Below are 26,721 nucleotides of genomic sequence, written 5' to 3' on the forward strand. Positions count from 1 at the left end.
CGCATCCCGACGCTGGTCGCTTCCTCGAGCGGAGCTGGTGGCCGGGCCTATGGCGCCTATCCAATAGCCTTCCCGGAATGAGCGAGCTAACGTCGATCACGAAGTGATTCGGTGGCCAGCGTATGAATCCCCTGCGACCGAGGCTTCGCTATGTCGTGGCGACCACATACGTCCGTCGCTGAGCTGCGGCCACTATTTTTATCTTTTATCTATATCCTCGAGAAGCTCGGCACTGTTTCATTGATCGTCGGAACAGTTCATGGCTGCGCGCCAACTCCGCTGCCCTTTGTCGCCCCTGAGCCATTTGACGCCGGCGCACCCGCGCCCGCTACACGTTATCAATCTACGATCGGCTCTTACGTCAGCCAACGGCCGGTCCGACCAGGTTCCTGGAGAGAGCAAAATGCTCGGGTGATCCGATCATCGGATCACGGGCGTGACAGCGGCTCGGAGCATGCGCATTGAGTCGGCTCCGATGCTTTCCGTCGACGTCGCGACGACGTCGGCTCGGCTCGAGGATTCGAGCTGGCGCAGCATTGCTCTCTGCCATTACGCTCTCCGCTTGCGTCGGTTTTTCGGACGACGGCGGCATGAGCATTGTCGCGAGCTTCGCCGGCAACCCGCTCGAAAAGGACGTGCTGGCGATCCGCACCCCGGAGGACGCTGCGTCGGCTCGAGCTCGCGTCGAGCTTCTGCTCTCGCGAGCGCTGACCGCCGACTCCGCGGTGCAAATCGCTCTGCTCGGCAATCGCAGACTCCAAGCGGCATATAACGCCTTGGGCTCCGCGGAAGCGGCGATGGTGAGAGCAATCCTTCCGCCAAACCCGAGCTTTTCCATTTCGCGGATTGCCGGACCGCTGAAATTAGAGCTCGAGGCGATCATCGCCGCCGATATTCTCGCATTGGCGACTTTGCCGGCGCGGACGGAGATCGCCTCGGACCGGTTCCATCAGGCGCAGCTGCGCGCGGCCGAGGAGACACTCCGGCTCGCAGCCCGCGCGCGGAGGGTCTACTATCGCGCTGTCGCTGCGCGGGAGCTCGTCGATTTTCTCGCCAAGGCGAATTCGACGGCCGAAGCGGCGGCGCAGCTTGCCAGAGCATTGGGCGAAACCGGCGCGATGAACAAGCTCGATCAGGCGCGCGAGCAAGTGTTCTACGCCGATCTCACTGCTCAGCTCGCGAAGGCTCGCCAGCGCGCGATCGCCGAGCGCGAGCAGCTGATCCGCTCTCTGGGCCTGTGGGGCGATGATCTCGTTTTCAAGCTTCCCGCGGCCTTGCCGGTGCCGCCCTCTCGTCCACAAAACATGCCCATGGTCGAGCAGGAAGCGGTGGCGCGCCGCCCCGATCTTTTCATCGCAGGCATAGAACTCGACGAGCTCGCAAAGTCGTATGGGCTCGTCGGAGCGACCCGCTTCGTCAATGTCTTCCAGTTGTCCGGCATCTACAAGGACACGCGAGAAACCGTCACCAGTGTTTCGAGCGACGGGACGATCGACACCGAGAATGTTCGATTCAAGGTTGTTGGCCCAGGCGCCACGATTGAGATTCCGATTTTCGATCTCGGCGAGGCGCGCACGCGCGAAGCGGAGCAGAACTACATGCAGGCGTTCAACCGCTTGGCGGCAAAAGCGGTCGACGTTCGTTCAGAAGCACGATTGGCGTATCGCACCTATCGCTCGACGTGGGACATAGCAAATCATTATCGGCGCGAGATCTTGCCGCTGCGCAAGATCATCGTGGATGAAAGCCTACGGCGCTACAATGCGATGCTGATCGACGTCTTCCCACTGCTCGCCGAGGTGCGCCAGAGGATATTGGCGAGAATTGCGGCGATCGAAGCCAAGCGCGATTTCTGGCTCGCTAGCACAGACTTTCGAGCTGCGGTCATCGGCGGAGCCGAAGCGCGAGTCGAGGAGACGTCCCGGATCACGGACGGATGCGATCGGACAGTGACGAATGAGGGGGACAAACAATGATGTCTCGAAGGGGCTTCATCGGCGCCGCGGCTGGACTTGTAAGCGTCGCCGCTCTCAGCGGCCGCGTGCAAGCGGCGAGCATACCGGAAGCTCATTATGCGACGAGCGCGGCGACACAGCCTCCGTTGTCCCCCTCGAATGGTCCCGAATACCGACCCGTCGTGACGTTGAACGGGTGGAGCTTGCCCTGGCGCATGAACGAGGGCGTCAAAGAGTTTCATCTCGTCGCGGAAGCCGTCGAGCGTGAGTTCGCGCCCGGGATGAAAGTGCATCTTTGGGGCTACAACGGCCAATCGCCGGGTCCGACCATAGAGGCGGTCGAAGGCGATAAGATCCGCATTTTCGCGACGAATAAGCTGCCGGAACCCACCTCGATCCACTGGCATGGAATCTTGTTGCCGAATGGCATGGATGGCGTGGCCGGCGTCACGCAGCCTCATATTCCGCCGGGCAAGACCTTCGTCTACGAATTCGAGCTGAAGACGAGCGGGACGTTCATGTACCACACGCATTCGGACGAAATGGTGCAGATGGCGATGGGCTTGATGGGAATGATCGTCGTTCATCCGCGCGATCCCGAGCAGCATAGGGTCGATCGCGATTTCGCGTTCATGTTGGCCACCTATGACGTCGATCCCGGAACCTATGTGCCCAAGGTCGTGGAGATGACGAACTTCAATATGTGGACATTCAACAACCGGGTCTTTCCCGGCATCGCCCCGCTCGTTGTACGCTTGAACGATCGCGTGCGCGTGCGGATAGCGAATCTCAGCATGACAAATCATCCGATTCACCTGCATGGCCACCATTTTGTAGTCACGGGCACGGATGGGGGCTGGATTCCTCGATCTGCTCAAATGCCCGAATCGACCGTAGACGTCCCTGTCGGAACGATTCGCGCCTTCGAGCTCGTCGCGAACAACCCGGGTGATTGGGCTTTACACTGCCACAAGTCGCATCACACGATGAACGCGATGGGCCATGATTTGAGAACTTTCATCGGAGTGAAGCAGAGCCCCCGCATTGTCGAAGCCATCACCAAATTGGTTCCGGATTACATGCCCATGGGTTCGTCCGGGATGGGCGAAATGGCGTCGATGCACATGCCTGGGCCGAACAATGCGCTTCCCATGATGACGGGAACAGGCCAATTTGGACCTATCGAAATGGGCGGCATGTTCACGCTCATGAAGATCCGAGAGGGCCTGGCGCGCGACGACTATAAAGACCCGGGTCCATATGAGTTCCCGGAGGGGACCGTCGCTCATGAGGTCGAGGGTCGCCCTAAAGACGCGCCGCGGCATGATGGAGTGACGAAAACGAAGAGCCCGAAAGCGCAACCGTCCGGCCATGATCAGCATGAGCATCATTGAAAAATGAAAATAGGCGATCTGATGGGCAAGACGGTGTCGGCTCGCAGCAGCGGAACTCTATTTCGGCAGTGGGCCAGAGGCTGCTGATGCGCAGCGCGTAACAAGGATGCGCTTCGGGCGACTAAAATCGTGGCGGCCGCTTGGACGCGCCCGGGCGGCGATGGACGACCTGCACGAGGCTCAAATCCGGCTCCTGGCGCGCTCGAGCTCGACGCAAGGGGAAATCCGTCAACGAGACGCTTCTCTCTTTCGACAAGCATGTCGATGAGATCGCCGCCGGCCGGCGGGACGGCGACGCCTTTGCGACCTGCGCTTCTCGACAAATTGACCGATGCGCTGGCCGCATGATATCTATCAAAGATAGACGTCACTCTACCGAGACGCGAGATGACCGCGAGCGCCGGCAAACCCACCGAACGAAAAGCGACCGCCAAGCTGTTCATGCACGGCCGCAGCCAGGCCGTGCGCCTGCCAAAGGAGTTCCGGTTCGAGGGGAAAGAGGTGCGCGTCAGCCGGATGGGTGACAAGGTGATCTTGGAGCCCTTGAAAAAGGAGCCGTTCGACGTGGAGGCATGGCGCGCGCGACTCGACGCCTTGGGCGCGCGGGACTTCTTGCCCGATGGTCTGCCTGATGATCCGCCGCTCGAGCCCGACGACGCGATCTCATTCGATTGACGCGGACGATGTTTTGTCTCGACACGAACATCGTCATCTTCGCTTTGAACAAGCGGAGGCCCTGGATCGCCACGAGGCTCGAGAATGAGCTGAGGGCGGGAACGGCGCTGATCGTCCCCGCGATCGTGCTGTTCGAGCTCGATTATGGAATCGCCAAGAGCGACCGAGCGGAACAGGCGCGCGCCCTCCTCGAGGGCTTTTTATCGGCCGGGATCGGCCAGCCGGCGTTCGACGCCGAGGATGCGCGCGAAGCGGCGGACATAAGGGCGTTCCTCGAACGGCAGGGGACGCCGATCGACCCTTTCGACTATCTCGTCGCGGCGCAGGCGCGGCGGCGCGGCGCTGCGCTGGTGACGCTCAACCGCCGCGAGTTCGAGCGCGTGCCGGGGCTGCTGGTGACGGATTGGGCGGCATGACGCTCGTCGAGGCGAGGGGCGCGGGCGACGATGTGGCGCGCGTGGATGGGCCGTGGGCGATACCAGCAAATTGGGAATAGGCGCAGATCAAGGATATGGCTCGCTTGCGAGGCGAAAAGGTCGATCCCACGCAGGAAACGGCGCTGCCTTACGTGGGAATGGACGACATTGAACCGAATGGCCTCACGATCCTTCGGACGCGCCCATTTTCCGAGATGAAAAGCTCGGGCGCTACGAGCGCGAGGAGAGCGAGCGATTTCGTCGATTCCCGCTCGCGGCGTTGAGAGGGAATCGAACCGCGTTCTGGTGCTGCCCTACGGAACGATCGCGGGCTACCTCACGCTCTCGTCGACTTTCCGAGCAACTCGCCGAGCTCCCGGAGCAGACTCTGCAGAAGCTGCCGAGATATAGCAACAAAAAGGCCGTGGGTGCGACCCACGGCCTTGAGTAAATTAACGATCGCGCTCGTTACAAATCGAAGCGGTCGAGATTCGTCACCTTGACCCATGCGGCGATGAAGTCTCGCACGAATTTCTCCTTTGCGTCGTCCGAGGCGTAGACTTCCGCGACCGCCCGCAGCTCGGAATTGGAGCCGAAGATCAGATCGACGGCGCTCGCCGTCCATTTGAGTTCGCCGCTCTTGCGGTCGCGCCCCTCATAGACGCCTTCCGTCGGCGTCGAGATCGAGCGCATCAAGCCCGGCCATCCCTAGCAGAACGGCCGCCATGAGCGCATGCATCTGACCTTGAAGAAGGAGGCGACCCGTCCGCCCGGAACGAACAGCTTGCAGCAACAGGCCCGCTTCGACGAGTTCGTCAAAGAATTCAACGAGGAAAGGCCGCATAAGGCGCTAGCCATGAAGCGCCCGGCCGATGTCTATCGCCCTTCCGCCAAGCCCTATGACGGGAAATTGCCCGAGCTCGCCTATCCCTTGCACGACCGTGATGTGCTGGTCACCGCCTGCGGGCGCATCTGCATGTATCGAAAGCGCGTCAACATCTCGACCGTGCTCGCCGGTCAGCGCTTGGGAATCAAGGAGGTCGACGACGGCATTTGGCTCGTCAGCTTCATGAGCTACGATCTCGGCTTCATCGATCTGGAGCAGAAGACTTTGCAACCCCTCGACAACCCGTTCGGCCCGAGGTTGTCACCCATGTCTTAGGAACAGACTGTCACCTATGTCCTCAGACCGGACAGTGTTGCGAATGGCGCGCCGGACAGGATGAAGCTGGGCACTGGGAGCTGGAGGTCGCGCTATGACCCGCGATCGGCTCCTCTGTCGCGCATATGTGCTTGAAATTACGTATCAAAGTTGCCAAGGAATAGGGGTTGCCCGAGTTGGCTCGACTCAACTCTTTTTGTCTCGAAGTGACTCGGCGCTCCGGAAAGTCCCGGCCCTTTTTCGTTCTCATGCGGCGTCTTCGGACCCTTGTAGCGGCAATGTATCCAAATTGGCGGGAGGGCGCCGCGCATGAGGAAGCCCGAAACCAGCGTCCGCTATGCTGAACGGTTCCGCTTGCTCAGCCGCATGGCTGCCAGAGAGGTGATGCAGGACGTCGACTCGCCTATCTCCCTGGCCGCGCTTGTTCGATGGCTCTCCGATCGCCGTGCGATGCTGCGGAGCGCCTCATGGCGGCAGTATCGTTGTGCTATCGATCATCATTGTAAGACCGTTCTCGAACTCGATGAAGGGACGCGCAAAGAGCTATTGAAGTCGCTCTATGATGAATCAGATCCCGAGACTATTGCCGCCCGTAAAGCCTTGCCGCCCGCGACGTCGTCGCACGTCCTCAAGCGACTTCTCGATTCGGACTGGGACAAATTGCTCGATAGCCTGAAGCGTGGGCTTGCGGGAAACTCGGCTTATGACGCGCCGCTGCTCGCTTATTTGGAAGCCGGGCGAGCAAGCGGTTTGCGGCCGTGCGAATGGGCTCGGGTTCGTCTCGTGACGTTTCCGGGGGCCGCCGTATCGGTTTTGGTTGTCAAGAACGCCAAGGAAGACGAGGTTCGCGCCCATGGCGACTTTCGGCGGCTGGTCTTCGCGCATGAAACCTGCGGCGCATCCCTAATGGCCATTCGTCGATGGCTCGCGATTGTCGACAGCAGCCTTGCAGGAACTGTGGGCAGTGACCGTGCCGCCATATGGGAAAAATTTTACAATGCCCTCGGCGATCGGCTCTATTATGTCAGCCGCCGAATCTGGAATAGAAAAAAGCACCCCGCGCTCTATACGACGCGGCACATGTTCGCGGCGGCCGCAAAGGCGGTATTCGCTCCCGACGAGGTCGCCGCGGTCATGGGGCATAAGCTAGATACGACAGCAACCCAACATTACGCTCGGCCGCCGCGCGGTCAACGTCGAATGCCGCACGTTGAGCTTCCGACGGCGCATCCACGCGACCTTGGTAGAGTTGTGCATTCCCGTAAATTCGATCCAGAAGCGCTTAAGAGCCTTTTGAAAGGCTCCTCTTTAGAGAGATAGGCTGGGAGGCGTGTCTTTCCTCGAGCGCCCGGCGGCGACCGACATGACGGCGATGATGATAGGCTCGCAGAATGCGCATCCGGCGGAAAAGTGCCGGAGGTCTTCGCGCAACTTTCCGCTGGTGAAAGCCGCGCTCAGCGAATGGAAGATCATTCCTGTTGGCCCCTTCGTAAATTCGGAAAAGCTCTTCGTTCCGTCGGATGGCGCGAAGTAGCGGGCGCGCGGGAACTCCGCCTTTTGGCTGTTCCACGATTTCCGACGATAATCGTCTGCGTTTGTCTCGAGCGACTTGCTTGCGCCGTAAATGAAAGACGGAGGTTCGTGAGAGCTACGATCGAAACCCAAAAGGTGAGTGTCGGCCGCCTCTGGGCTCTGGCCTTTCGCGTTCAGTCTTTCGGAACCCAAAACATTGGATCGCCGTCGTCGCGATAATGCTCCGACAGCCAGTGGCCCCAAATATCTGCCTTCTTTCGTAGAGACAGCGGCGCATCGCTCCAAATCTTGACGCGGTGGAGGTTTTTGATCGCGAGCGCGAGCGAGCCTTGCGACGTGGATAAGCAATGGCTCTTCTCGAACCAAGCCGCCGCCATCGCATCGTTCGCCGAGCGTGTCTCCAATTGCCCCATAAGCGACAAGAGCTCCGGCAACCACCATCCATTCTGGTTGGCTTCACAGAAAGAGATCGCATCCATCAAAATGGCGCGACAGGCATTGTGGTCGCCTTCCGCGAGACGGGCCTCGGCGTGAATGCCTTCGAGCCACGGCAAAAGAAGATGGAAATGATTGCGGCGCAATGTTCCCAGCAAGCGCGGCAAGTCCGATCGCACACGGCCTGAGACTTTGGTTTCCAGAGCGGCTTCGGCCGCGAGCCCCGCGACGCATCTGATCTGCATCGACTGACTTTGCGCCGACACGGCAAGCTCGTCGATCACAGCGCGCGCAGCGTCATAATCCCCCATGGCGCAATAGAGAGGAACGAGCGCCTCGTTCAGCGCCCAGGCGCGATAGAGCCCATGCTCCGGCGCGCGCAAGCCGGGGCGGATGTGTTCGTAGAGGTCGATAGCGCTTCGAAAGCGTCCTTGCAGCCAGAGTGTCTTCATCAAAAAAATCTGCGACATGAGACCGGGATCGCTCCCGATGCGCATGAAGCGGCCAAGGCTGACGCGGGCTTGGCGATCGACCACGTCTCTGAGCTCTCGTTCAGCCGCGGCCGTGCGGCCCATCGCCTGATGCGCCATGGCGGCGTAATTATCCGCCACGAGATCGTCGTCCTCGCCTAGGTCGGCGTCGCCCTGCGGCCGTAAAGCCTCCGCGCAAGCGAGCGCGCGCAGCGGCTCGCCGCGATACATCCAGAGCCAATAGAGACCTGACGCGGCCAAGGCTGCGATCCGGGCGCTCGATGGGGTCGCCGCTCGGCTCGAGCCGGCTTCGAGCGCGGCTTTCGCGTCGTCGGTCGGCCCCTTTGTCGCCAGAGTCGCAGCCCCCAAAAACGCGCTCAGCGCTTGCCAAACCTCGGACGGAGCATCGACCTTTTCGCGATCGGTGAGAGCGTCGCGCGCCATGCTCTCGCATTCGGACAACAAGGAGAGCTGCATCAGCAGCGGCGCCGCATATTGCGCCAATTCGACGGCGAGCGCCGGATCGCCGCCGGCGCCGAAGGCCCAAGCCTTTGCGAGGCGCAGATTGGACAGATTGGGACAGGCGGGACCGAACCATCGGTCGACCGTCTGCTTATGCCCTTCGACGCTCGTCTGATCGCGGATGACCGCCGCCAGATAGCGCGTCAGACGCGAAAGAACGCGATCCTCCTCGCCGCGCAAGCGGAGCTTCGCCAGACAATGCGCTCGCGTCGTGTCCAACAACCGATAGAGCGCGCGCCCGCTTGCGCATTCTCGTATCACGAGCGATTTCTCGACCAATCGCGCCAGCGCCTCGATCAATCCATTTTGGGAAACGCCCTCTCCGGAGATCACATGCAGACAGGCGTCGAGGTCTGCGCCGCCGACGAAAATCGACAATTGGTCGAGCACGGTCTTATCGCGTGCGTCCAACCGATCATAGCTCCAGTCGATCATGTTACGGAGCGTCTGATGCCGATCCGGCGTGTCGCGCGGCAGAAGACCGACGAGATCGAAATCCTTTTGCAGGAGCCGATCGAGATCTTGCGGGCTGAAGCTGGAAAGATGCGCGACCGCGAGCTCGATGGCGAGAGGAATGCCGTCGAGCCGCCGAACGATATTTCGGATGGCATCCACATCGGTCTCGGCGAGCGTATATTCGCCCGCCATGTCTCGCGCGCGTCGAATGAACAGCTCGAGAGCGCCATAGGCGCCGGCGCTCGCAAAATCGAGATGCTCGTTCGCGCTGGGCAAGCCGAGCGGCGCGAGCCGAATGATCCGCTCGTCGCGAACACGCAAAGTCTCGCGCGAGGTCGCGAGGATCGGCGTCGCAAGACCCATGCTTCGGATGTCGCGAATGAAGCGCCTGACGCTGTCGAGAACATGCTCGCAGCAATCGAGAACGAACAGCGGCGTGTTCTTCGGCAGGGCGGACAGCGCCGCCTGAGCGATGTTTTGCGCGCCCGCGCCGACGTCGAGCTCGCGCGCGAGCGCGGGCCAAATATCTTCGTCTTCCGATCCATTCGACAGGTCGAGCCAGATCGGATCAGGAGGCGCCTCCGCAAGGAGCGCGCGCGCGACGCATTTTGCAACGGTGGTCTTGCCGATGCCGCCCGGTCCAGTGATGGTGAGGGACACATTCGGCCCGAGAGAATCGATGGCTTCGCGTATCGTGTCGTCCCGACCGACGATCGCGCCGGTTTCGAAGCGCTTTCGGCGTTCCGCGCTCTGCGTTGGTCTCTCGATCGCACTTTCGACAAACCGAGGCTCTGAGCGAAAGCTCACCGTTCCGCTGAAATAATAGCCGGTTCGAGCGACGGTCCCGATCAGCCGAGCCCCATCCGATTTCAGCGCGCTTCTCAATTCATTGATCTGAAATCTCAAAGCTCCATCCGAAATCTGCGATGCTCCCCAGACCTCCGCGACGATGTCGGCTCGCTTGACCGTCTCGCCCGGTGTCCGGATCAAGAGAAGCAGGATGTCGAGCGCTCGATCCCCGATCGGCACGGTCTGATCGCCGCGGGATAGGCGACGGGAGCGCGTTTCCAGCCGGAAATCCCCAAAGGTGTAGACGCCCTCCATAACATCCCCCGAGCCGGGCTCTTCTGCGACGATCCGCGCCGCGTCGTTCCCGGCTAACATAAACTAACAAAATCAGATTTGTAACGTGAATTAAATACACATAATTGTCTCTGTCCGGGACGGGCGAATTGTCTCCCGACCGTCGAGCGCGCGGGCCTACCGAGGCGGATACGGCGCAGAATCCTTTTCGTAACATGCTGAAGGAAAATGAAAATGGATGCAGCGGCAAAAGGCGCGAGCCCGAAAGCGGGCGCCATAAAGGACTCTCTCGGCTGCTCGCTGACCGAGCTGAGCAAGGACCAGGCATTGGACGCGGGCCATATGGTTTTTCGCCGCAAGGCCGCCAGTGGGCGGCATCGTGCGCAAGTCGCCACGCCGGCGCAGGATCGCGGCGTTCTGATCGGGATTTCCCTGGCCGACGGGCACCGGCGCAGCCTTCGAGAAGGGCGAGCCGCGCATGATTGCCTATTCGATCATGGCGACATCTATCTCCGAGACTTCGAAGAGAACTACAAAGCCGAGTTGGATGGAAGCTTCGATTTCTTTCTCATCGAGTTGATGCCGGAGTTTTGGCGGGATGCAGAAAAAGTCGCAGGCGTTTCACCGGATGTCGGACTGGCCCGCCAGCTCGCGAAGCGAGACATAACCTTATATCACCTCGCAAACGCCGTTCTCCCACTCCTCGAGGATCCGGAGCTCCTCGATTCGATGCTGGTCGAGCAGATGGCGACTACGATCGGCGCGCATCTGTTGAAGCGTCATGGCGATCGGCGAAGCGAAGCGACGGGCTTCGATCGCGGACTGGGTTCCGTGATGGTTCGGAAGGCGAAGGAGATGCTCGTCTCCACCGACGAGGAGGATGGGACGTCGATCGCCGCGATCGCTGAGGCCTTGAATATGTCTCGCAGTCACTTTTTCAGGGCTTTTCGCGAGTCGACGGGTATCAGCCCCTATCAATGGCTGCTGAAGCAGCGGATCGACAATGCGCAGCGCTTGTTGCGCACGACGAACCTCCCCTTGTCGGAAATCGCGCTTCACTGCGGCTTTTCCGACCAAAGTCATTTCACGCGAATTTTCAGCCGGGATGTCGGAGTGACGCCGAAGGTTTGGCGGCAGCGCGTGCGATAGTAGGACGCGCAGCCGTCACGGGACGATTGTGAAATAGCGCATACGAACATGCAAGACGTTTCGCAGCAGCCGGCGTATCCGATCGTCATGAAAAATCGTGAGGATCGATGATGACTTGGTCCAGATTGACGACCACGGCCGGCGCGCCTGTCGCCGACAATCAGAATAGCCTCTCGGCCGGGCCGCGCGGGCCGTTGCTGTTGCAGGATTGGCGTCTGCTCGAAAAGCTGGCGCATCAAAATCGCGAACGCATTCCAGAGCGCGTCGTTCACGCCAAAGGCTGGGGCGCGCATGGTCAATTCACAGTAACGCATGACATCAGCGGCTATACATGCGCTTCGCTGTTCTCCGGCGTTGGCAAGACCACGCCGCTGATCGCACGCTTTTCGACGGTCGCCGGCGAGCTCGGCGCCGCCGACGCCGAGCGCGACGTTCGCGGATTTGCCTTGAAATTCTACACGGATGAGGGAAACTGGGATTTGGTCGGCAATAACACGCCGGTGTTTTTCGTGCGAGACCCGCTCAAATTTCCTGATTTTATCCGAACGCAGAAGCGGCACCCGCGGACCAATCTCCGTTCCGCGACGGCGATGTGGGACTTTTGGAGCCTGACGCCGGAAAGCCTGCATCAGGTCACGATATTGATGTCGGATCGCGGCTTGCCGCAGACGCCTATGCATATGAATGGTTATGGCAGCCACACCTATCGGTTTTGGAACGCCGCCAACGAATGCTGCTGGGTGAAGTTCCATTTCAAGACCCGGCAAGGACACAAGCATTTCACCAATGATGAGGCGTCACACATCGTCGGTCAGAGCCGTGAGACCTATCAGGAGGCTCTGTTCGGCGCGATCGAGGCGGGGGCGTTCCCACGCTGGACTCTGTTCATCCAGATCATGAGCGAAGCGCAAGCGCGCGCCTGCGCTTTCAACCCCTTCGATGTGACGAAAGTCTGGCCGCACGCCGACTTCCCTCTGATCGAAGTCGGCGAGATGGAGCTGAACCGCAACGCCGATAATTATTTCGCCGAGATCGAACAGGCGGCGTTCAGCCCATCCAATTTCGTGCCGGGAATAGGCGCGAGCCCCGACAAAATGCTCCAGGCGCGAATTTTCAGCTACGCCGATGCGCATAGATATCGGCTCGGGACGCATTACGAGTCGCTGCCGGTGAATCGACCTCGATCGCCTGTGAGAGTCTACCATAAGGACGGTGCGATGAACTTCGTCGGTCAGCAGACCGGAGTGGTCGACGCCTATTATGAGCCGAACAGCTTCGGCGGCCCGGCCGAGAGCCCGGAGTTTCGCGAGCCGCCGATGCCGATCGAGGGGGACGGCGCACAATGGGACCAGCGCGGCGACGATGATTATTACAGCCAGCCACGCGCGCTCTTCGCATTATTCGACGAGGGCGAGAGAGCGCGGCTCTTTTCGAATATCGCGGCTGCGATGGCTGGCGTTCCAGCGGAGATCGTCGAGCGCCAATTGGCGCATTTCGACGCCGTCGATCCGGGCTATGGTTCGGGAGTGCGCGCGGCGTTGAAGCGCGACTGAGCGAAACTCGGACGCGAGAGCATTCTCCGGCCGTCTCGGACGATGGCTCGAGATCGCGCAGGGAGCGTTCGGCGTAGAGGGTGAGCATCATGTCGTGGCGAGGCGGCGGAAACGCATTGGCGTTGATCGTGATCGTCTCGGCTTGCGGCGCGCATGCGGATGAAGCCGCGAGCGTCGCGCCGAGCCGACCGCGACTCATGTCCAATCGTTGGCAGGAGAATTGGTCCGCGCTCGCCGATCCCGGCCTCCGCACAGAGCCCGGAGACGAGCTCAAATTTATCCCGCTGTCGCCGAGCGATCCGAATTTCTATCTCTCCTTCGGCGCGACTCTGCGTGAGCGCTTCGAGCTTGCCAATGCGCCGTCCTTCGGCGTCGGCAAAACCAATCGGAACGACAGCTATCTGCTTCAGCGCATTCAGCTGCACGCCGATTTGCATTTGAGTGAGGATTGGCGACTCTTTGCGCAGATCGAGGATGCGCGCGCCTTCGACAAAAAAAATCTGGGAAAGGCCGATCAGAATCCTCCCGATCTTCGTTTGGCCTTTTTGGAATATGGCCATGCGTTCCCCGATGGCGTGCTGAAGGCGCGCATCGGTCGCCAGGAGTTCGCTTTCGATCTCCAGCGCTTCGTCTCGAATCGAGACGGTCCGAACGTCAGGCAAGCCTTCGACGCGGCGTGGCTCGATTTCGAGGCGGAGCCTTGGCGCATTCTCGGCTTCGTAAGCCGCCCGGTTCAATATTATCGGGAACAGGCTTTCGACGATAGATCGACGAGAGATATTCAATTCCATACCCTGCGCATGGAGCGGCATGTCTTCGGCCAGAACGAGCTCTCCGCTTATTATTCCTTTTTCGGCAATAGGAATGCTTCCTATCTGGATGCTTCGGGAAACGAGCGGCGACATATTTTCGATATTCGCTTCGCCGGAGAGAAAGACGGATTTGATTGGGATGTCGAGGGAATGGCGCAGTCGGGAAACGTCGGCGCCAAGAGCATTCGCGCATGGGCTGTGGGGGCGCGCGCAGGCTATCGCTTCTCGATGCTGCCGCTGAGGCCGCGCATAGGCATTCAAGCGGATGCAGCCTCAGGGGACCGGCGCAGGGGAGATGGACGGATCGAGACCTTCGATCCGCTATTTCCCAATGGCTATTACTTCACGCTGGCGGGATTCACCGGCTATGCGAATCTCATTCACCTCAAACCGTCCCTCACTCTCGCGGCGAGCGACAAGGTGACTGTGCTCGCGGGCATCGGCCTGCAATGGCGCGAAACCACAGCGGATGCGATCTATGTGTTTCCGAATATCGCCGTCGCCGGCACCGCAGGATCGCCCGGCCGTTGGACAGGCGCCTATGAGCAATTGCGCGTGGATTGGTCTGTAACGGCCAATCTTTCCGCCGCGCTCGAATGCGTGCATTTCGCGGCGGGTGACACAATTCGTCGCGCCGGCGGACATGACGCCAATTATCTCGGCGCGGAAGTCAAATTTCTGTGGTGAACGAACCTATGAGGCGACGCGCTCGGCGCCGGAGGCGCTCGAGGATGCGGCAATGAGATGGGTGACTTTAGGCTCCTGGTCGGCCCCGAATTGGCGAACCATTTCCTGAAGGATGCGATCGGCGTTCGTCACGCGACGATGCTGCCGCAAATGCTCGAGCCAAGAAGCGACGTAGAAGATTTCGACGAAGCGTCCCTCTTGGGCGACGTCTTCGAAAATATCCCAGGCATAGGCTCCGTCGCGGCGTCGTCCTTCGCCGAGCTGGCGGACAGCTCGTAGAAACGCGTCGCGATGCCGGGAGTCGACGGAATATTCGACGCTGATCATGACGGGGCCGCGATCCGCCTCCGCATCGATCGAGATCACCGGGTTCGGCCAATGCATGGACGGAGTGAGATCGGGGCCGGCGCCTGCGGAGAGCTTCCATCGGCGGCTCGGCAGAATGCCGAACAGAAGTCCTGCCGCTGCGACGTAATTCGTCGTCGAAAGATCGAGCATCGTGGCCATTTGCCCCCAGACGGCGCTGCCGAGGGTCATCGCGCCGAAGAAAGCGGTCACGAACATGGCGAGTCCGCGTCCCCGCACCCAGTCCGGCAACGAAATCTGCGCCGAAACATTGAGCGTCGCGATCACGAGGATCCAGGAGAAGCCGGCGAGAACGCATGCGGCTAAGGCAGGCGTCGGCGAGCGCGCGAGCCCGAGCGTCGCCAACGTGGCCGCTGTGCCGCAGGAGCCCAGAATGACGAGCCGGTCCGCGTCGAGCACGCGCCTCAGGCGCGGCAGCGCGAAGGCGCCGACGACGGCGCCGAGGCCGATGGCGCCGAGAAGAAGTCCATAGACGGCAGGGCCGCTGTCGATCTGGCTGCTTGGCGATCAGTGGAAGGAGAGCCCAATAGGCGCTCGCGAAAAAGAAGAAGAAAGCCGCTCTCATCAGAGCGGCCCGCAATGGCCGATTATAGCGGGCATGGCGAAATCCGATGATCAATGCGCTCATCAGCCGCTCGGCCGGCAAAGCATGCTCCGTTTTCGCCGGCGGACGCCACCAGAGCAGCGCGCCGATTACGGCGAAATTGCTCGCGGCGTTGAGCCAGAATGGAGCCGCGTTTCCGAATACGCCGATGACGACGCCCGCGAGGGCTGGACCGATGGCGCGGCTGATGTTGATGCCGACGCCATTGCCCGCGACCGCTGCGGGGAGATCGCGGCGAGGGACCAACTGCGGAACGATCGATTGCCAGGCGGGTGCGGTGAGGGCTGCTCCGATGCTCAGGAGGAAGGTGCAGAGCAGCAAGAGGAAAGGAGTGATGATATCGAGCCTGACGAGCACGGCGCTCGCTGCGGCGACGATTGTGACAGAAATTTCCGCGTAGATGAGGAAACGGCGTCTGTCGACGATGTCGGCGAGCACGCCAGCCGGCAGCGCGAAGAGAAACATGGGCAGGCTCGACGCGACCTGGATCAGCGATACTGTCATCGGGCTAGCGTCCAGGCCGGTCATCAGCCAGCCGGATGCGGCGTTGTACATCCAGGTTCCGATGTTCGAGACGACCGTCGCGGTCCATATGATTGCGAAAGTACGATGGCGGAACGCGGACCAAAAGGATTGGCTGGCGGATAGATCGTTCGGCTCATGAGATTTGAGATCGATCATCGGTCGTTTCCCGGCAGATTCGTTCAGAGCGGTTTGGCGGAGGTCCGTGTTCGCGCAGGGTGAATCGAACTTCGATGAGCGCTCTATTCACCCTGCGCAATCACTGTCGTGGGACGCTGATTGCTTGCTTCAGCCTCGCGCTGCGGTCCCGAGCGCCTGTCCTTCTGAATGCGGGAGCCTGACGGCGAAGGCGCCGGGGCCGAGCAGGGCCTGCACGATCAAGAGCGCCGTCCACAGCGCCGGAAACTCCCATCCGCCATTGGCGTTGGAGAACAGCCAGCCATTGGGAAGATGCACGAGCAGCGCGCCGATCATCACGGGAATGAGCGCGACGGACACGATGCGCGTGAGCGCGCCGAAGATCAATGCGAGGCCGCCGCCGATCTCCGCGGCCACGACCACATAGGCGAGCAGCGAGGGATAGCCGAGCTGCTCGAAGAATTTCGCTGTTCCAGGCAGGGTGAATACGAAAACTTTGAGCAGCCCATGCGCGAGAAACAGCGCGCCGAGGCTCACACGCAGCAGCAGAGCGGCGTAATCCGCATTGCGAACATTGGTCATTGTCTCGATCCTTTTGTCATGTTTGCGAAGGCGGCCGGCGCGTCGGCGCCGGCCAATGGTCACGCTGCGTCGACGAGAACGATCTCGCTGTCCTCCAGCGCGGTGACGCGCAGGATGTCGACGTCGCTGATCGCCGCGCCGTCGCGGGCGTTCACGCGCACATCGTCGATCCGCACGGCGCCGACAGCCGGCACGAGATAGGCTTTGCGCGCGCGGCCGAGCGCATATTCCGCCGTCTCGCCGGCCCGCAGCGTCGCGCCGACGACGCGCGCGGCTGTGCGGATCGGCAGCGCGTCGCCGTCATTGTCGAAGCCGGACGCGAGGGTGACGAAGCGGCCCGAACGATCTCCCTTGGGGAAGGGGCGGGAGCCCCAGGAGGGGGCGCCGCCGCGCGTCGTCGGCAGGATCCAGATCTGAAAGATCCGGGTCGGGCCATTCTCGAGATTATATTCGGAATGCGCGATGCCGGAGCCTGCGCTCATCACCTGCACGTCGCCTGCCTCGGTGCGGCCCTTGTTGCCGCGGCTGTCCTGATGCGTGATCGCGCCCTCGCGGACATAGGTGACGATCTCCATGTCGCGATGCGGATGCGTGGGAAAGCCCGTGTGAGGCGCGATCGTGTCGTCGTTCCAGACGCGCAGATTGCCCCAATGCATCCGCTCGGGATCGTGATAGTCGGCGAATGAGAAATGATGCTTGGCGTCGAGCCAGCCGTGATCGGCGCCGCCGAGGCTGTCGAAAGGTCTCAGTTCGATCATCTGCAATCTCCTGTCGCGTGATCGGTCGCTGTCGATGGAGACGGATTTAAGGGTTGTAGGCTCTTCTGTTCAGTCGGATAATTTTGGTCGAACTATTCGAGAAAGTTGAAAAGTGAGCAATCCGGGCGCGCCCAGCCTCGACCAGCTGACCATCTTCCTGGCCATCGTCGACGCCGGCAGCTTCGCCGGCGCGGCGCGGCGGCTGAATCGCGCCGTGTCGGTGATCAGCTATGGGATCGCCAATCTCGAGGCGCAGCTCGGCATAGAGCTGTTCGAGCGCGAGGGAACGCGCAAGCCGCGGCTCACTGTGGCGGGGCGCGCGCTGCTGGCGGAGGCGCGGGCGATCTCGCGCGGCGTCGAGGATTTGCGCGCCAAGGTCAAGGGCCTGCTCGAGGGGCTGGAGGCGGAGGTCGATCTCGCCGTCGATGTGATGCTGCCGACGGAGCGGGTGGGCGCCGTGCTGCGGGAATTCGCGGGGCGATTCCCGACCGTGCAGCTGCGGCTGCATATGGAGGCGCTCGGCGCGGTAACGGCGATGGTGCAGGGCGGGGCGGCGATGATCGGCGTGTCCGGTCCGCTCTCGCTCGGAGTCGAGGGGATAGAGAGCATAGCGGCCGGATCGGTCGCGCTGATCCCGGTGGCGGCTCCCGATCATCCTCTGGGGCGCATGGCGCGCATCCCGCCCGGCGCCGCGCGCGAGCATACGCAGCTCGTGCTCACGGATCGCTCGCGCTTCACCGAGGGGCGCGATTTCTCGGTGGTGAGCCCGCGCAGCTGGCGGCTCGCCGATCTCGGCGCGAAGCACGCCCTGCTGCGCGAGGGCGTCGGCTGGGGCAACATGCCTCTGCAAATGGTCGCGGACGATCTGGCGTCGGGCGCGCTCGTGCGGCTGGCCATGTCGGATCATCGGGGCGGAATTTATCGCTTCTCGTGCATTTGGCGGCGCGAGGCTCCGCCGGGGCCGGCCGCCTCCTGGCTGGTCGATCGCTTTGTTGCGCTGGGCGCGGCCGCTTCGCCGGTCGAAGGGCTGAGCGACGTTTGATCGGGATCTCATTCTCGAGAAAACCTCGTCAACCCTTTGCCGGCTCGCTCGATGAGGGATGAAGCGCGCAGAGGATGGTTCCAAGCAGGATCAGCGCTCCGGCCAGGAACAGCGGCGCCGCGAGACCGCTATGGACGACGAGAAACGCGCCGATTCCCGCGCCGAGAAAGATTGCCGCGACGCTGCCCAGGCGCCGCGGCCAATTGGCGTTGGCGCCGCCGGCGAGCGGCGAATCCGCGGCGAGGCCGGTCAGCGTCAAGGTCAGAACGGTCGTGGTCAGATCGGGAATCTTCAGCTGCCGAATGGTCGCGTTGCGAAAGCCCATGGCGACGGCGGTGAAGGCTATGATCGCGTAGATCGTCATCGCCGAGCGCGGGCTCGTGGCTTCGACGCCGAAGGCTATGACCGCGCTCGTCCAGATCAATAACGCCTCGATGATCGCGGCCGCCGTCAGCCAGCGACGCAGCGGCAGGCCGACATGCGCATGACCGATGCGCCCGGCGCCGAGCGCGCCTAGCAGAAAGGCGGAGAGCGCGACGAGATAAGGCGTCACCTCGAAGCCCGGCGCCCCTGTCGCGGCTAGGCCGAGGAAGACGATATTGCCGGTCATATTCGCGGTGAAGACCTTGCCGAGGCCGAGCACGCTGATCGCATCGACGAGGCCGGTCGTGACCGAGAGCAACAAGAGCAGCCATGGCAGCGGAGACTGCGAGGGATCGCCCATGAGCGGCTTTCGGTCGCGCTTGCCGAGGTCGAGCATGGCGATGAGAGCGAAACCCGCGACGAGCCCGAGATGCTCGAAAAAGGCGTTCGCCGCAGCTATGCGCTCCGGCCCCGGCATCGTCCAGAAGGGGTTCGCGATGAAAGCGGCAAGCAAGGTGAAAATCCCGAGAGCCGCAGCTCCGAGCCACGCCAATCGATCGAGAAGAATGAGCGCCGGACCGATGAGCTCGACCGCTATCGTCAGCGCGGCGAAGAGGGTGGGCGGATGCAGTCCGAAATGCGCCTGTTCCGCCACGGCGCCTTGCCAATCCAAAAGCTTGCTCACGCCACCGAGCAGATAGGCCGCGACGAGCAGCAGGCGAATGAGGAAGCTCGTCCATCGCGACGAGAGAATCGCCGCGATGGGCCTGGCGGTCGCGCTCATCGCGCGCGCGCCTGATGGATTTCGGCGATATAGCCGCCTGGAAATTCGATGAGCGCCGCGTGTCGATCGCCGGCGTCATAAGGTTGCACGACGACTTTCGCCCCGGCGGCCTCCGCCTTGGCGAGCGTCGCTCGAAGGTCGTTCACCTCATAGCCGGTGAGGTCGCGGCCCCAGGGCCAGGGCAATTGTCCGTTCGAGACCAGAAGCGTGAGCTTGCCATAACCGGAGGTGATGCGGACGCGGCGGATGGTCTTGTCCGGCTGGCCCGCTTCGCTTCCGGGCGCCGACTTCTCATCGGAGAGGATGCGTCCATGCGCGAAGCCGGTCCAGTGACGGATGAACTCATCGGCGGCGTCGGCGGTGAGATAGACGCGGTTTTCGGGGACGCTCGTCAGCGGCGCATAATTCGGCTTGGCTGTATGCCAATAGAGCTGCATGTTCACGCCGCCTGGCCATTGCACGACGACATCGCGGCCGATGGGGTCGGGGAAGGTTTCGATCAGCCGTATCGCCCCATTGCGTCGCGCCGCCTTCACCGCGGCGTCGATGTCGGTGACGAGATAGCCGGTGCGCTCGGCCCCGAAAGGATAGGGAACGGGCGTGAGAAAGCCAAATACGGAGATCGTCCCCGCAGGCGTCAGCACGAGCTGCGATTTGGTGAGGCTGGATGTCGGCGTGACCTGGAATTGGCCCTGCTTGCTGGTCTCGCCGCCGAATGTCGCGACGAAGCTCGCGACGAATTTGTCGAAGTCCGCCGCCGCGACATAGACGTGGGTTGTGTCATATTGCGGCCCCACGGAGAAGTCGGTCGCGGCGCGCGGCTTGGAGGCGGCGGGAGCCGCTGTGGTGATGGCGGCGCCGAGGCCGAATGCGGCGGCCGCGACGAGGAATTTGGTTCGGCGCATATTCGTCTCCAATTTCAGATCGACATTCAAACCGCCCAGCAGCCGCAGCCGAAAGCGCCCCAAAAGCTCCGAGCATCGGCTGTCGGAACTTGCGCGGCGAGCGCGGCCGCATGGTCGTGCCCATGCACGGCGCAGGCGGAAACGCAGCCGCAGGCGGAGGCCAGCCTCCGCGTGGAGTCGGGCGCGCGGCGATAGCCGCCGAAGGAGGCGACGGGCGACCAATCGGGCATGGCTTTCGGCAGCGCCGGCGCGAGCGTGGCGTAGTCGCCTTCGCCGTGAACGATCTTGCCGCCGAGCAGCGTCAGCACGGAACGTATGTGGACGATCTCGCTTTCAGCGACTTTGAAATAATCATCGGACAGCAGCGCGAGATCGGCGAGCTGCCCCACTTTGATTTCGCCCTTCTTGCCTTCTTCGTTCGAGAACCAAGTATTGGCTTCGGTCCAGAGGCGCAGCGCCGTCTCGCGATCGAGACGGTTGCGCGCGGGATAGAGCGTGAGGCCGCCGAGCGTCCTGCCGGTGACGAGCCAGGAGAGCGAGACCCATGGATTATAGCTGGCGACGCGCGTCGCATCGGTGCCCGCGCCGACCTTCAGGCCGGCCGCCATCATGCGTGCAATCGGCGGCGTCGCCTCCGCGGCTTTGGCGCCATAGCGCTCGACGAAATATTCGCCCTGAAACGCCATGCGATGCTGCACGGCGACGCCGCCGCCCAACGTCGCTATGCGATCGATGTTGCGCTCGCTGATGGTCTCGGCATGGTCGAAAAACCAATTCAAGCCCGTGAGCGGAATATCTTTGTCGACCTTCTCGAATACATCGAGCGCGCGGCCGATCGTCTCGTCATAGGTCGCATGGAGCCGCCAAGGCCATTTGCGTTCGGCGAGCAAGCGCACGACCGGCTCGAGATCGCCTTCCATGCTTGCCGGCATGTCGGGACGTTCGACGCGGAAATCCTCGAAATCGGCGGCGGAATAGACCAGCATCTCGCCGGCGCCATTGTGGCGATAGAGATCGTCGCCGTCGCCCGGCTTCACCTTCGTCGCCCAATTCGCAAAGTCGGCGAGTTCTTCCGTCGGCTTTTGCGTGAAGAGATTATAGGCGATGCGCAGCGTCAGCTCGCCGTCCTGATGCAGCTTCTCGATGATCTGATAGTCGTCGGGATAATTCTGGAATCCGCCGCCGGCGTCGATGACGCTGGTGACGCCGAGCGAATTCAGCTCGCGCATGAAATGCCGAGTGGAATTCAGCTGAAATTCTTGCGGCAGCTTCGGACCCTTGGCCAGCGTCGAATAGAGGATCGTTGCGTTGGGCTGGGCGAGCAGCAGGCCGGTCGGATTGCCGGCGGCGTCGCGAACGATCTCGCCGCCCGGCGGATCGGGCGTGTCCTTGCCGTAGCCGACGACGCGTAGCGCCGCCGCGTTCAGCAGGGCTCGGTCATAGAGATGCAGAATGAACACTGGCGTCTCGGGCGCCGCGGCGTTGATCTCGTCCAGAGTCGGCAGGCGCTTCTCGGCGAACTGATGTTCGGTGAATCCGCCGACGACGCGCACCCATTGCGGCGGCGGCGTGTTTTCCGCCTGCTTCTTCAGCATCGCCATCGCATCGGCGAGAGTCGGCACGCCGTCCCAGCGCAGCTCCATATTATAATTGAGCCCGCCGCGGATCACGTGAATATGGCTGTCGATGAGGCCGGGCACGAGCCGCCTGCCGCCAGCGTCGATCACATCCGCATCGGGCGCCGCCGCGCGTATCTCCGCCTCGGAGCCGACGGCGAGAAACTTGTCGTCACGGATCGCGACGGCGCGGGCGATGGGATTGGCGCGATCGAGCGTCGTCACCTCGGCGTTGACGATAATCAGGTCCTTGACTTTCATTTCGAGCCTCCGGTGGCGCGAGCCTGTCATTGATGGATATCGACGCGTCCGCGTCAGCCGTCGCGGTCCTTATTCGCGGGGAGCGGCCCCAGAACATGTTGCGAGCAATCATGGCGAATGAAGCGGACGAGCTCGGCTCGATCGGCGATCCGTTTGGCGATCGGAACGATCTGCTCGCCGAGCAATATTCCGGCGAGCCCGACGAGCGCGACGACCGGCGGCGCAGGAGAACGTACGCCGAGAAGACTGTAGACGACGCCGATCAAAAGTCCGGCGCCGAGGGATAGGAGATAGGAGCTCATGATCAATTCTCTTCCCGGATTCGGGCACGGAGAATCGGCGTCGGCGACGCACGAGCTTTCCGCGCCCGAAAGTTGGACGATGCGCTAGATCTCCGGGACGGGCGCGAGAGTGAGGCCGTGCGAGACACGCTCCGGCGCCTTGTGCACCATCGTATAGGCGTAATCGACGCCCATGCCATACGCGCCGGAATGCTCCTTCACGATCGACATAACGGCGTCATAGGTTTCGCGCCGCGCCCAGTCGCGCTGCCATTCGAGCAGGACCTGCTGCCAGGTCACGGGTACGACGCCCGCCTGAATCATGCGCTGCATGGCATAGTCATGCGCTTCCTTCGATGTGCCTCCGGAGGCGTCGGCGACCATGTAGATTTCATAGCCGCCTTCCAGCATGGCGCAGAGGGCGAAAGAATTGTTGCAGACCTCGGTCCACAGGCCCGAGACAACGACTTTCTTGCGTCCATTCGCGGCCAGCGCGTCGCGGACCTTCTTATCGTCCCAGGAGTTCATCGAGGTGCGCTCGAGGAGCGGCGCCTCAGGGAATACGGCGAGCAGCTCTGGGTAGGTGTGGCCGGAGAAGCTTTCCGTCTCGACGGTGGTGATCGTCGTCGGAATCGCGAACACCTTCGCCGATTTGGCGAGGGCTACCGCATTGTTCTTGAGCGCCTGCCGATCGATCGACTGAACCCCAAAGGCCATTTGCGGCTGGTGGTCGATGAAGATCAGCTGGCTGTTCTGCGGCGTCAGCAATTCGAGCTTAGCGGTCATGTCGTTCTCCAATTGTGGATTGCGGATTTGGGCGGCGTCTCGCGCGTCAGCGCTTGATGAACGCGAGCACGTCGTGATTGAATTTCTCGGGGTCGGTTTGGGCGAGACCGTGCGATCCGCCGGGATAGACCAGAAGCTCGCCCTGCGGCGTCAGCCGAACGGCCTTCCGTGCCGAGGCCGCGAGGGGAACGATCTGATCATCATCGCCGTGGATGAACAATGTGGGGATCGTCATCTTCGCGAGATCGGGCGAATAGTCGAGTTCAGAAAACTCGCGGATGCAATCGTAAAGCCCCTTCAGCCCGCCCTCCATTCCTTGCAGCCAGAAGGCGTCCTCTAGCCCCGCGCTTCGCTTCGCGTCATCTCGGTTATGGCCATAGAAAGGAACGGCGAGATCCTTGAAAAATTGCGATCGATTGCTCGCGACACCGGCGCGCGTGCTGTCGAACACGTCCATCGGCAGACCTTCTGGATTGGAGGACGAGGCGAGCATGATCGGCGGCACGGCGCCGACGAGCACGGCTTTTGCGACGCGACCGACGCCATGGCGTCCGACGTAGCGTGCGACCTCGCCGCCGCCGGTCGAATGCCCGACGAGAACGGTATCGCGCAGATCGAGGAGCTCGAGCAGCTCGGCGAGATCGTCCGCGTAGCGGTCCATCGTATTGCCGTCCCAGACCTGCTGAGATCGGCCATGGCTGCGGCGGTCATGCGCAACGACGCGATAGCCGCGCATGCCGAAGAACAGCATTTGCCCTTCCCATGCGTCGGCCGTCAGCGGCCAGCCATGCGAGAACACGATCGGCTGGCCTTCGCCGAAGCTCTTGTAAAATATTTCCACGCCGTCGGATGCGGTGAAGTAGCTCATGCTCTCGGCTCCTCGGCTGCCGTGATCGGAGGCGCATTGCGGCTCATCGTGCGTCTCATTCAGAGAAATGCACGAGCCGTTCTGGCGATGCTTTCCTGGTCGCCTGCTTGAAAGACTAAGTCCGGCCGGCGCCTTGGTCTTGAACATTCGGCGTGGGCTTATAACGATCGTGCTCGGCAGCTCGGCTCGATCCCGACGTTCAGGTGCAGGCGGCGTTGCGATTATTCTTCGACGCTTTCAAGGCGATACTGGTTAGCGCGCAGCGGCGTCGGGGGCGCGCGATCGGAGGTCGAGCGCCCGCCGCTACGGCTTGCCCGGGCAGGGCTTGCGCCGGCCGGAAGGCGCCGATTTGGCCGCTCTCTTCTTCCACCAGATATACACTCCCGTCACGGAGAGCATGGCGATGACCAGCCCCAGGATGCAGACGAAGATGCGATAGGGTAGGCCGAAGACGCGCGCCATATGCAGGGCGGTGAGCCAATTGGTGACGGTGTCGCCGCTGCGCAGCCCCGACGGCAGGCTCAGCGTCACCAGCTCGCCCGTATAGGCGTCGAAGAGAACGGAAGTCGTCGCAGTACGCTCGCCGATATCCCGGCTCGACCGTACGCGATATTGGATGAGGCCCTTGGCCGGCTTGTAGTAGAGCGCATCGGCGCGCTCGATGGAAAAGCCGCGCTCGCGCGCCTCATCGGCCATCAGCCGCTGGCCGACGGCCTGCGCCTCCTCCCATTCCAGCATTTTGCGCGCGTCCGTGCGCGGCGGCTGCGCGGGCCATTCCCAGGGCGGGGGCGAGTAGTCGAAGACGAGCTTGGTCACACCGGCATAGACGCTGTTCAGATTGAAGAAGACGCTGGACCAGGCGAACACGAGCAGCATCGCCCACAGCCACAATCCGCCGGCGCGATGCAGATCGAAATTGATGCGATAGAAGGAGCCGGAGAGCTTGACGAGAAAAGCCGGCTTCCAGCGCGTGAGATAGCTGCGCGAATTGCCGGGGCTCGCGCGCGGCAGCGTCAGATAGAAGGCGACGAAGCAATCGATCGTCCATAAGAGCGCGACGATTCCGAGAATCCAGGCGCCGGTGGAGCCCGTCGCCAATTGGTAGTGCAGGCTGTAGACGAAAGGCATGATGTCGGCGGCGCGGCTGGGCAGCGCGCCGGGACTGCCGCGGCGGCCGAGATCCTCGCCTGTCACGGCGTCGAGCGTCACAGCGCCGAAGCCGAGCGGCTCGGCGCCTGTCGCGGCCTGCATCGTGACGCGGGCCGCGCCGGATTCGCCGCCGAGATAGACGGCGACCGCGCGCCCCTGCGGAACGAGGCTCTCGGCGTGGCGCGCGAGGGCGGCGGGCGGGAGCGTCTCGCCATGCGGCCCCGGATAGGCCTCCGGGGCGATCCAATGGCTCAGTTCCCCATAGAAGGCGAGCAGCGCCCCGGTCAGCCCGACCAGGATCAGGAAGCCGCCGTGACGAGGCCGACCCAGCGGTGGAGCCAAACGAAGCGGCGACGCGCGTCGGCGCGCGTCCGTGTGTCGGCGGCGCTTCGCGCCGAAGTGGCCGGCGCGTCGACCGCGCCGGAAGAAAGGGGCTGTAGCCCGGTCGTGATTTGCCGCATCTCTTCCTCTCGTATTTCTAGAACTCCGCCCGCATCGAGGAAATGAACGTCCGAGGCGCGCCGGGTATGATGGCGTTGCGACTGGTCGCGCCCGTATAATAGGTCTCGTCGAGCAAATTGCGCACGTTCAATTGAAAGCTCAGATTTTTCACCCTGGGCAGATGCGCCGGTCATATCCACGGGTTCGCCCGCATCGGTGAACCAACACAACCTCGTCTCTCATGTTTCCAATGCCAACGGAAGCGAGCCGATATTTGGTGTTCCAGGCGTGTGGATGGGCGACGGGCGGATCAATTCGCTGCGCGGATGGTTGAATTCGTATTCCTTCATCACGAATTCCGGCGGCGTCATTGGGGCAAACCTGGACGCGAATTATACAAAATACCTCGGACATGGAATAGCCGAAGAGGCGGTCTACTTTTCGATCGTGCCGTATTTCTCCCGCTATGTCGGGTTCAACGCGGGCACCGGCGGCGAGACTGCGGCCCTGACGGAATATCAGCGAGTGTATGAGAGCGGAGCGGTCTCCTTCTTTGGGTGGCTGAACTCGTATTCATTTATGGCGAACGCTGGCGGGTTGATCGGGGCAAACATCGATGCTTCAAATTCGAAGTATCTCGGTCACGGCATGGCTGAAATGACGAACTACTTCACGACGGTGCCGTATTTCTCCCGCTATGTCGGCTCTAACGCCGGAACGGGCGGCGAGCCCGCGTCGCTGACCGAATATCAACGTGTCGGTTCCGACCGCGCGGTTACGTTTATGGGGCCAATGCAATTTTCCGCCTATGGCCCCGGCGTTCTCACGACAGACCCCTACGGTAATATGTCGGCGGCTGTCGGCGTCTCGTGCTCAGGGCCGCCGAGCGGATCGTTCTCCGTCGCAAATGGTGTAGTAACTCACTGTTGAAAGCATGCCGCCAAGCGCTTTCA

Annotated in this window: 23 protein-coding genes and 4 pseudogenes; 12 read left to right on the forward strand and 15 right to left on the reverse strand. The window is 62.1% G+C overall.

Annotated elements, in window-relative coordinates; translation table 11 throughout:
• Nucleotides 1–590: 590 nt before the first annotated feature.
• From IY145_RS17630 to IY145_RS17645, 4 genes are all read left to right on the forward strand, one after another.
• Nucleotides 591–1,976, forward strand: a complete 1,386-nt coding sequence (locus tag IY145_RS17630; protein ID WP_196409402.1) for a TolC family protein — start codon at nucleotides 591–593, stop codon at nucleotides 1,974–1,976.
• Complete coding sequence (locus tag IY145_RS17635) at nucleotides 1,973–3,349, forward strand: multicopper oxidase family protein (protein WP_196409403.1); 1,377 nt, start codon at nucleotides 1,973–1,975, stop codon at nucleotides 3,347–3,349. The genes IY145_RS17630 and IY145_RS17635 overlap by 4 nt, the downstream gene beginning before the upstream one ends.
• Nucleotides 3,350–3,736: 387 nt before the next feature.
• Nucleotides 3,737–4,024, forward strand: a complete 288-nt coding sequence (locus tag IY145_RS17640) for an antitoxin (protein ID WP_196409404.1) — start codon at nucleotides 3,737–3,739, stop codon at nucleotides 4,022–4,024.
• An 8-nt stretch (nucleotides 4,025–4,032) separates the two neighbouring features.
• Nucleotides 4,033–4,440: a PIN domain-containing protein gene (locus IY145_RS17645; protein WP_196409405.1), complete on the forward strand. Its 408-nt coding sequence runs from the start codon at nucleotides 4,033–4,035 to the stop codon at nucleotides 4,438–4,440.
• 468 nt (nucleotides 4,441–4,908) lie between these two features.
• Here IY145_RS17645 and IY145_RS17650 read toward each other — a convergent pair.
• Nucleotides 4,909–5,112, reverse strand: a pseudogene (locus tag IY145_RS17650) (catalase (peroxidase I)-like protein); the annotation flags it as partial.
• On the opposite strand from IY145_RS17650, the pseudogene IY145_RS17655 reads away from it, so the two are divergent.
• The 3 genes and pseudogenes from IY145_RS17655 to IY145_RS17665 form a co-directional block, all read left to right on the forward strand.
• Nucleotides 5,111–5,602, forward strand: a pseudogene (locus IY145_RS17655) (integrase core domain-containing protein); the annotation flags it as partial. The pseudogenes IY145_RS17650 and IY145_RS17655 overlap by 2 nt on opposite strands.
• A gap of 309 nt (nucleotides 5,603–5,911) precedes the next feature.
• Nucleotides 5,912–6,922: a hypothetical protein gene (locus IY145_RS17660; protein WP_196409406.1), complete on the forward strand. Its 1,011-nt coding sequence runs from the start codon at nucleotides 5,912–5,914 to the stop codon at nucleotides 6,920–6,922.
• A 10-nt stretch (nucleotides 6,923–6,932) separates the two neighbouring features.
• Nucleotides 6,933–7,136 carry a hypothetical protein gene (locus IY145_RS17665; protein ID WP_196409407.1) on the forward strand — a complete coding sequence of 68 codons (204 nt, stop codon included), beginning with the start codon at nucleotides 6,933–6,935 and terminating at the stop codon, nucleotides 7,134–7,136.
• 172 nt (nucleotides 7,137–7,308) lie between these two features.
• Here the strand turns inward: IY145_RS17665 and IY145_RS17670 are convergent, their stop codons facing one another.
• Nucleotides 7,309–9,678 (reverse strand): ATP-binding protein, encoded by a 2,370-nt coding sequence (locus tag IY145_RS17670; RefSeq protein ID WP_246722086.1) that lies wholly within the window; start codon nucleotides 9,676–9,678, stop codon nucleotides 7,309–7,311.
• Between the two features lie 168 nt (nucleotides 9,679–9,846).
• Nucleotides 9,847–10,182 (reverse strand): annotated as a pseudogene (locus IY145_RS26610) (transcriptional regulator); the annotation flags it as partial.
• A gap of 153 nt (nucleotides 10,183–10,335) precedes the next feature.
• Here IY145_RS26610 and IY145_RS17675 point away from each other — a divergent pair.
• From IY145_RS17675 to IY145_RS17685, 3 genes are all read left to right on the forward strand, one after another.
• Nucleotides 10,336–11,250, forward strand: coding sequence for a helix-turn-helix transcriptional regulator (locus tag IY145_RS17675; RefSeq protein WP_196409409.1), 915 nt, complete (start codon nucleotides 10,336–10,338; stop codon nucleotides 11,248–11,250).
• A gap of 110 nt (nucleotides 11,251–11,360) precedes the next feature.
• Nucleotides 11,361–12,803 carry a catalase gene (locus tag IY145_RS17680; RefSeq protein ID WP_196409410.1) on the forward strand — a complete coding sequence of 481 codons (1,443 nt, stop codon included), beginning with the start codon at nucleotides 11,361–11,363 and terminating at the stop codon, nucleotides 12,801–12,803.
• Nucleotides 12,804–12,892: 89 nt separating this feature from the next.
• The gene (locus IY145_RS17685; RefSeq protein WP_196410598.1) at nucleotides 12,893–14,302 is read left to right on the forward strand and encodes an alginate export family protein; all 1,410 of its coding nucleotides are present in this window, start codon (nucleotides 12,893–12,895) and stop codon (nucleotides 14,300–14,302) included.
• A gap of 6 nt (nucleotides 14,303–14,308) precedes the next feature.
• On the opposite strand, the gene IY145_RS26185 is transcribed toward IY145_RS17685, so the two are convergent.
• The 4 genes and pseudogenes from IY145_RS26185 to IY145_RS17700 all read right to left on the reverse strand — a co-directional run bounded on the left by IY145_RS26185 (nucleotide 14,309) and on the right by IY145_RS17700 (nucleotide 17,272).
• Nucleotides 14,309–15,160: an MFS transporter gene (locus IY145_RS26185; RefSeq protein WP_312030641.1), complete on the reverse strand. Its 852-nt coding sequence runs from the start codon at nucleotides 15,158–15,160 to the stop codon at nucleotides 14,309–14,311.
• Between the two features lie 64 nt (nucleotides 15,161–15,224).
• A pseudogene (locus IY145_RS26190) lies at nucleotides 15,225–15,953 on the reverse strand (MFS transporter); the annotation flags it as partial.
• Nucleotides 15,954–16,082: 129 nt separating this feature from the next.
• The gene (locus tag IY145_RS17695) at nucleotides 16,083–16,514 is read right to left on the reverse strand and encodes a DoxX family protein (RefSeq protein WP_196409411.1); all 432 of its coding nucleotides are present in this window, start codon (nucleotides 16,512–16,514) and stop codon (nucleotides 16,083–16,085) included.
• 59 nt (nucleotides 16,515–16,573) lie between these two features.
• The gene (locus tag IY145_RS17700) at nucleotides 16,574–17,272 is read right to left on the reverse strand and encodes a pirin family protein (protein WP_196409412.1); all 699 of its coding nucleotides are present in this window, start codon (nucleotides 17,270–17,272) and stop codon (nucleotides 16,574–16,576) included.
• Between the two features lie 112 nt (nucleotides 17,273–17,384).
• Between IY145_RS17700 and IY145_RS17705 the strand changes: the two genes are divergently transcribed.
• Nucleotides 17,385–18,314: a LysR family transcriptional regulator gene (locus IY145_RS17705; protein WP_196409413.1), complete on the forward strand. Its 930-nt coding sequence runs from the start codon at nucleotides 17,385–17,387 to the stop codon at nucleotides 18,312–18,314.
• A gap of 28 nt (nucleotides 18,315–18,342) precedes the next feature.
• On the opposite strand, the gene IY145_RS25335 is transcribed toward IY145_RS17705, so the two are convergent.
• The 8 genes from IY145_RS25335 to IY145_RS25830 form a co-directional block, all read right to left on the reverse strand.
• A complete protein-coding gene (locus tag IY145_RS25335) occupies nucleotides 18,343–19,461 on the reverse strand; it encodes a DUF1275 family protein (RefSeq protein ID WP_210332687.1) in 1,119 nt (372 codons plus the stop codon).
• Entirely contained in the window at nucleotides 19,458–20,366 is a 909-nt protein-coding gene (locus tag IY145_RS17720) for a VOC family protein (protein WP_196409414.1), read from the reverse strand. Before IY145_RS17720 ends, IY145_RS25335 begins: the two co-directional genes overlap by 4 nt.
• Before the next feature lie 26 nt (nucleotides 20,367–20,392).
• Nucleotides 20,393–22,243 (reverse strand): amidohydrolase, encoded by a 1,851-nt coding sequence (locus IY145_RS17725; RefSeq protein ID WP_246722088.1) that lies wholly within the window; start codon nucleotides 22,241–22,243, stop codon nucleotides 20,393–20,395.
• 53 nt (nucleotides 22,244–22,296) lie between these two features.
• Entirely contained in the window at nucleotides 22,297–22,545 is a 249-nt protein-coding gene (locus IY145_RS17730) for a XapX domain-containing protein (protein WP_196409416.1), read from the reverse strand.
• An 84-nt stretch (nucleotides 22,546–22,629) separates the two neighbouring features.
• Nucleotides 22,630–23,310, reverse strand: a complete 681-nt coding sequence (locus IY145_RS17735) for a hydrolase (RefSeq protein ID WP_196409417.1) — start codon at nucleotides 23,308–23,310, stop codon at nucleotides 22,630–22,632.
• Between the two features lie 46 nt (nucleotides 23,311–23,356).
• Entirely contained in the window at nucleotides 23,357–24,178 is an 822-nt protein-coding gene (locus tag IY145_RS17740; RefSeq protein ID WP_196409418.1) for an alpha/beta fold hydrolase, read from the reverse strand.
• A 303-nt stretch (nucleotides 24,179–24,481) separates the two neighbouring features.
• Nucleotides 24,482–25,669, reverse strand: coding sequence for a PepSY domain-containing protein (locus IY145_RS17745; RefSeq protein WP_246722089.1), 1,188 nt, complete (start codon nucleotides 25,667–25,669; stop codon nucleotides 24,482–24,484).
• A complete protein-coding gene (locus tag IY145_RS25830) occupies nucleotides 25,627–25,998 on the reverse strand; it encodes a hypothetical protein (RefSeq protein ID WP_246722090.1) in 372 nt (123 codons plus the stop codon). Before IY145_RS25830 ends, IY145_RS17745 begins: the two co-directional genes overlap by 43 nt.
• Between IY145_RS25830 and IY145_RS17755 the strand changes: the two genes are divergently transcribed.
• The gene (locus tag IY145_RS17755; RefSeq protein WP_196409419.1) at nucleotides 25,985–26,698 is read left to right on the forward strand and encodes a hypothetical protein; all 714 of its coding nucleotides are present in this window, start codon (nucleotides 25,985–25,987) and stop codon (nucleotides 26,696–26,698) included. The two genes, IY145_RS25830 and IY145_RS17755, sit on opposite strands and share 14 nt — an antisense overlap.
• The last annotated feature ends 23 nt before the right edge of the window (nucleotides 26,699–26,721 follow it).

The sequence above is a fragment of the Methylosinus sp. H3A genome (assembly GCF_015709455.1).
In the GTDB taxonomy this organism is placed as follows: domain Bacteria; phylum Pseudomonadota; class Alphaproteobacteria; order Rhizobiales; family Beijerinckiaceae; genus Methylosinus.

Excerpts from the sequence above, each read along its gene's own strand:
- IY145_RS17720 (WP_196409414.1), bottom strand. The coding sequence starts at position 20,366 with ATGCGCCGAACCAAATTCCTCGTCGCGGCCGCCGCATTCGGCCTCGGC.
- IY145_RS17630 (WP_196409402.1), top strand. The coding sequence starts at position 591 with ATGAGCATTGTCGCGAGCTTCGCCGGCAACCCGCTCGAAAAGGACGTG.
- IY145_RS17645 (WP_196409405.1), top strand. The coding sequence starts at position 4,033 with ATGTTTTGTCTCGACACGAACATCGTCATCTTCGCTTTGAACAAGCGG.
- IY145_RS17675 (WP_196409409.1), top strand. The coding sequence starts at position 10,336 with ATGGATGCAGCGGCAAAAGGCGCGAGCCCGAAAGCGGGCGCCATAAAG.
- IY145_RS25335 (WP_210332687.1), bottom strand. The coding sequence starts at position 19,461 with ATGAGCGCGACCGCCAGGCCCATCGCGGCGATTCTCTCGTCGCGATGG.
- IY145_RS17660 (WP_196409406.1), top strand. The coding sequence starts at position 5,912 with ATGAGGAAGCCCGAAACCAGCGTCCGCTATGCTGAACGGTTCCGCTTG.
- IY145_RS17685 (WP_196410598.1), top strand. The coding sequence starts at position 12,893 with ATGTCGTGGCGAGGCGGCGGAAACGCATTGGCGTTGATCGTGATCGTC.
- IY145_RS17725 (WP_246722088.1), bottom strand. The coding sequence starts at position 22,243 with ATGAAAGTCAAGGACCTGATTATCGTCAACGCCGAGGTGACGACGCTC.
- IY145_RS17695 (WP_196409411.1), bottom strand. The coding sequence starts at position 16,514 with ATGACCAATGTTCGCAATGCGGATTACGCCGCTCTGCTGCTGCGTGTG.
- IY145_RS17730 (WP_196409416.1), bottom strand. The coding sequence starts at position 22,545 with ATGAGCTCCTATCTCCTATCCCTCGGCGCCGGACTTTTGATCGGCGTC.
- IY145_RS17740 (WP_196409418.1), bottom strand. The coding sequence starts at position 24,178 with ATGAGCTACTTCACCGCATCCGACGGCGTGGAAATATTTTACAAGAGC.
- IY145_RS17735 (WP_196409417.1), bottom strand. The coding sequence starts at position 23,310 with ATGACCGCTAAGCTCGAATTGCTGACGCCGCAGAACAGCCAGCTGATC.
- IY145_RS17640 (WP_196409404.1), top strand. The coding sequence starts at position 3,737 with ATGACCGCGAGCGCCGGCAAACCCACCGAACGAAAAGCGACCGCCAAG.
- IY145_RS17635 (WP_196409403.1), top strand. The coding sequence starts at position 1,973 with ATGATGTCTCGAAGGGGCTTCATCGGCGCCGCGGCTGGACTTGTAAGC.
- IY145_RS17680 (WP_196409410.1), top strand. The coding sequence starts at position 11,361 with ATGACTTGGTCCAGATTGACGACCACGGCCGGCGCGCCTGTCGCCGAC.
- IY145_RS17700 (WP_196409412.1), bottom strand. The coding sequence starts at position 17,272 with ATGATCGAACTGAGACCTTTCGACAGCCTCGGCGGCGCCGATCACGGC.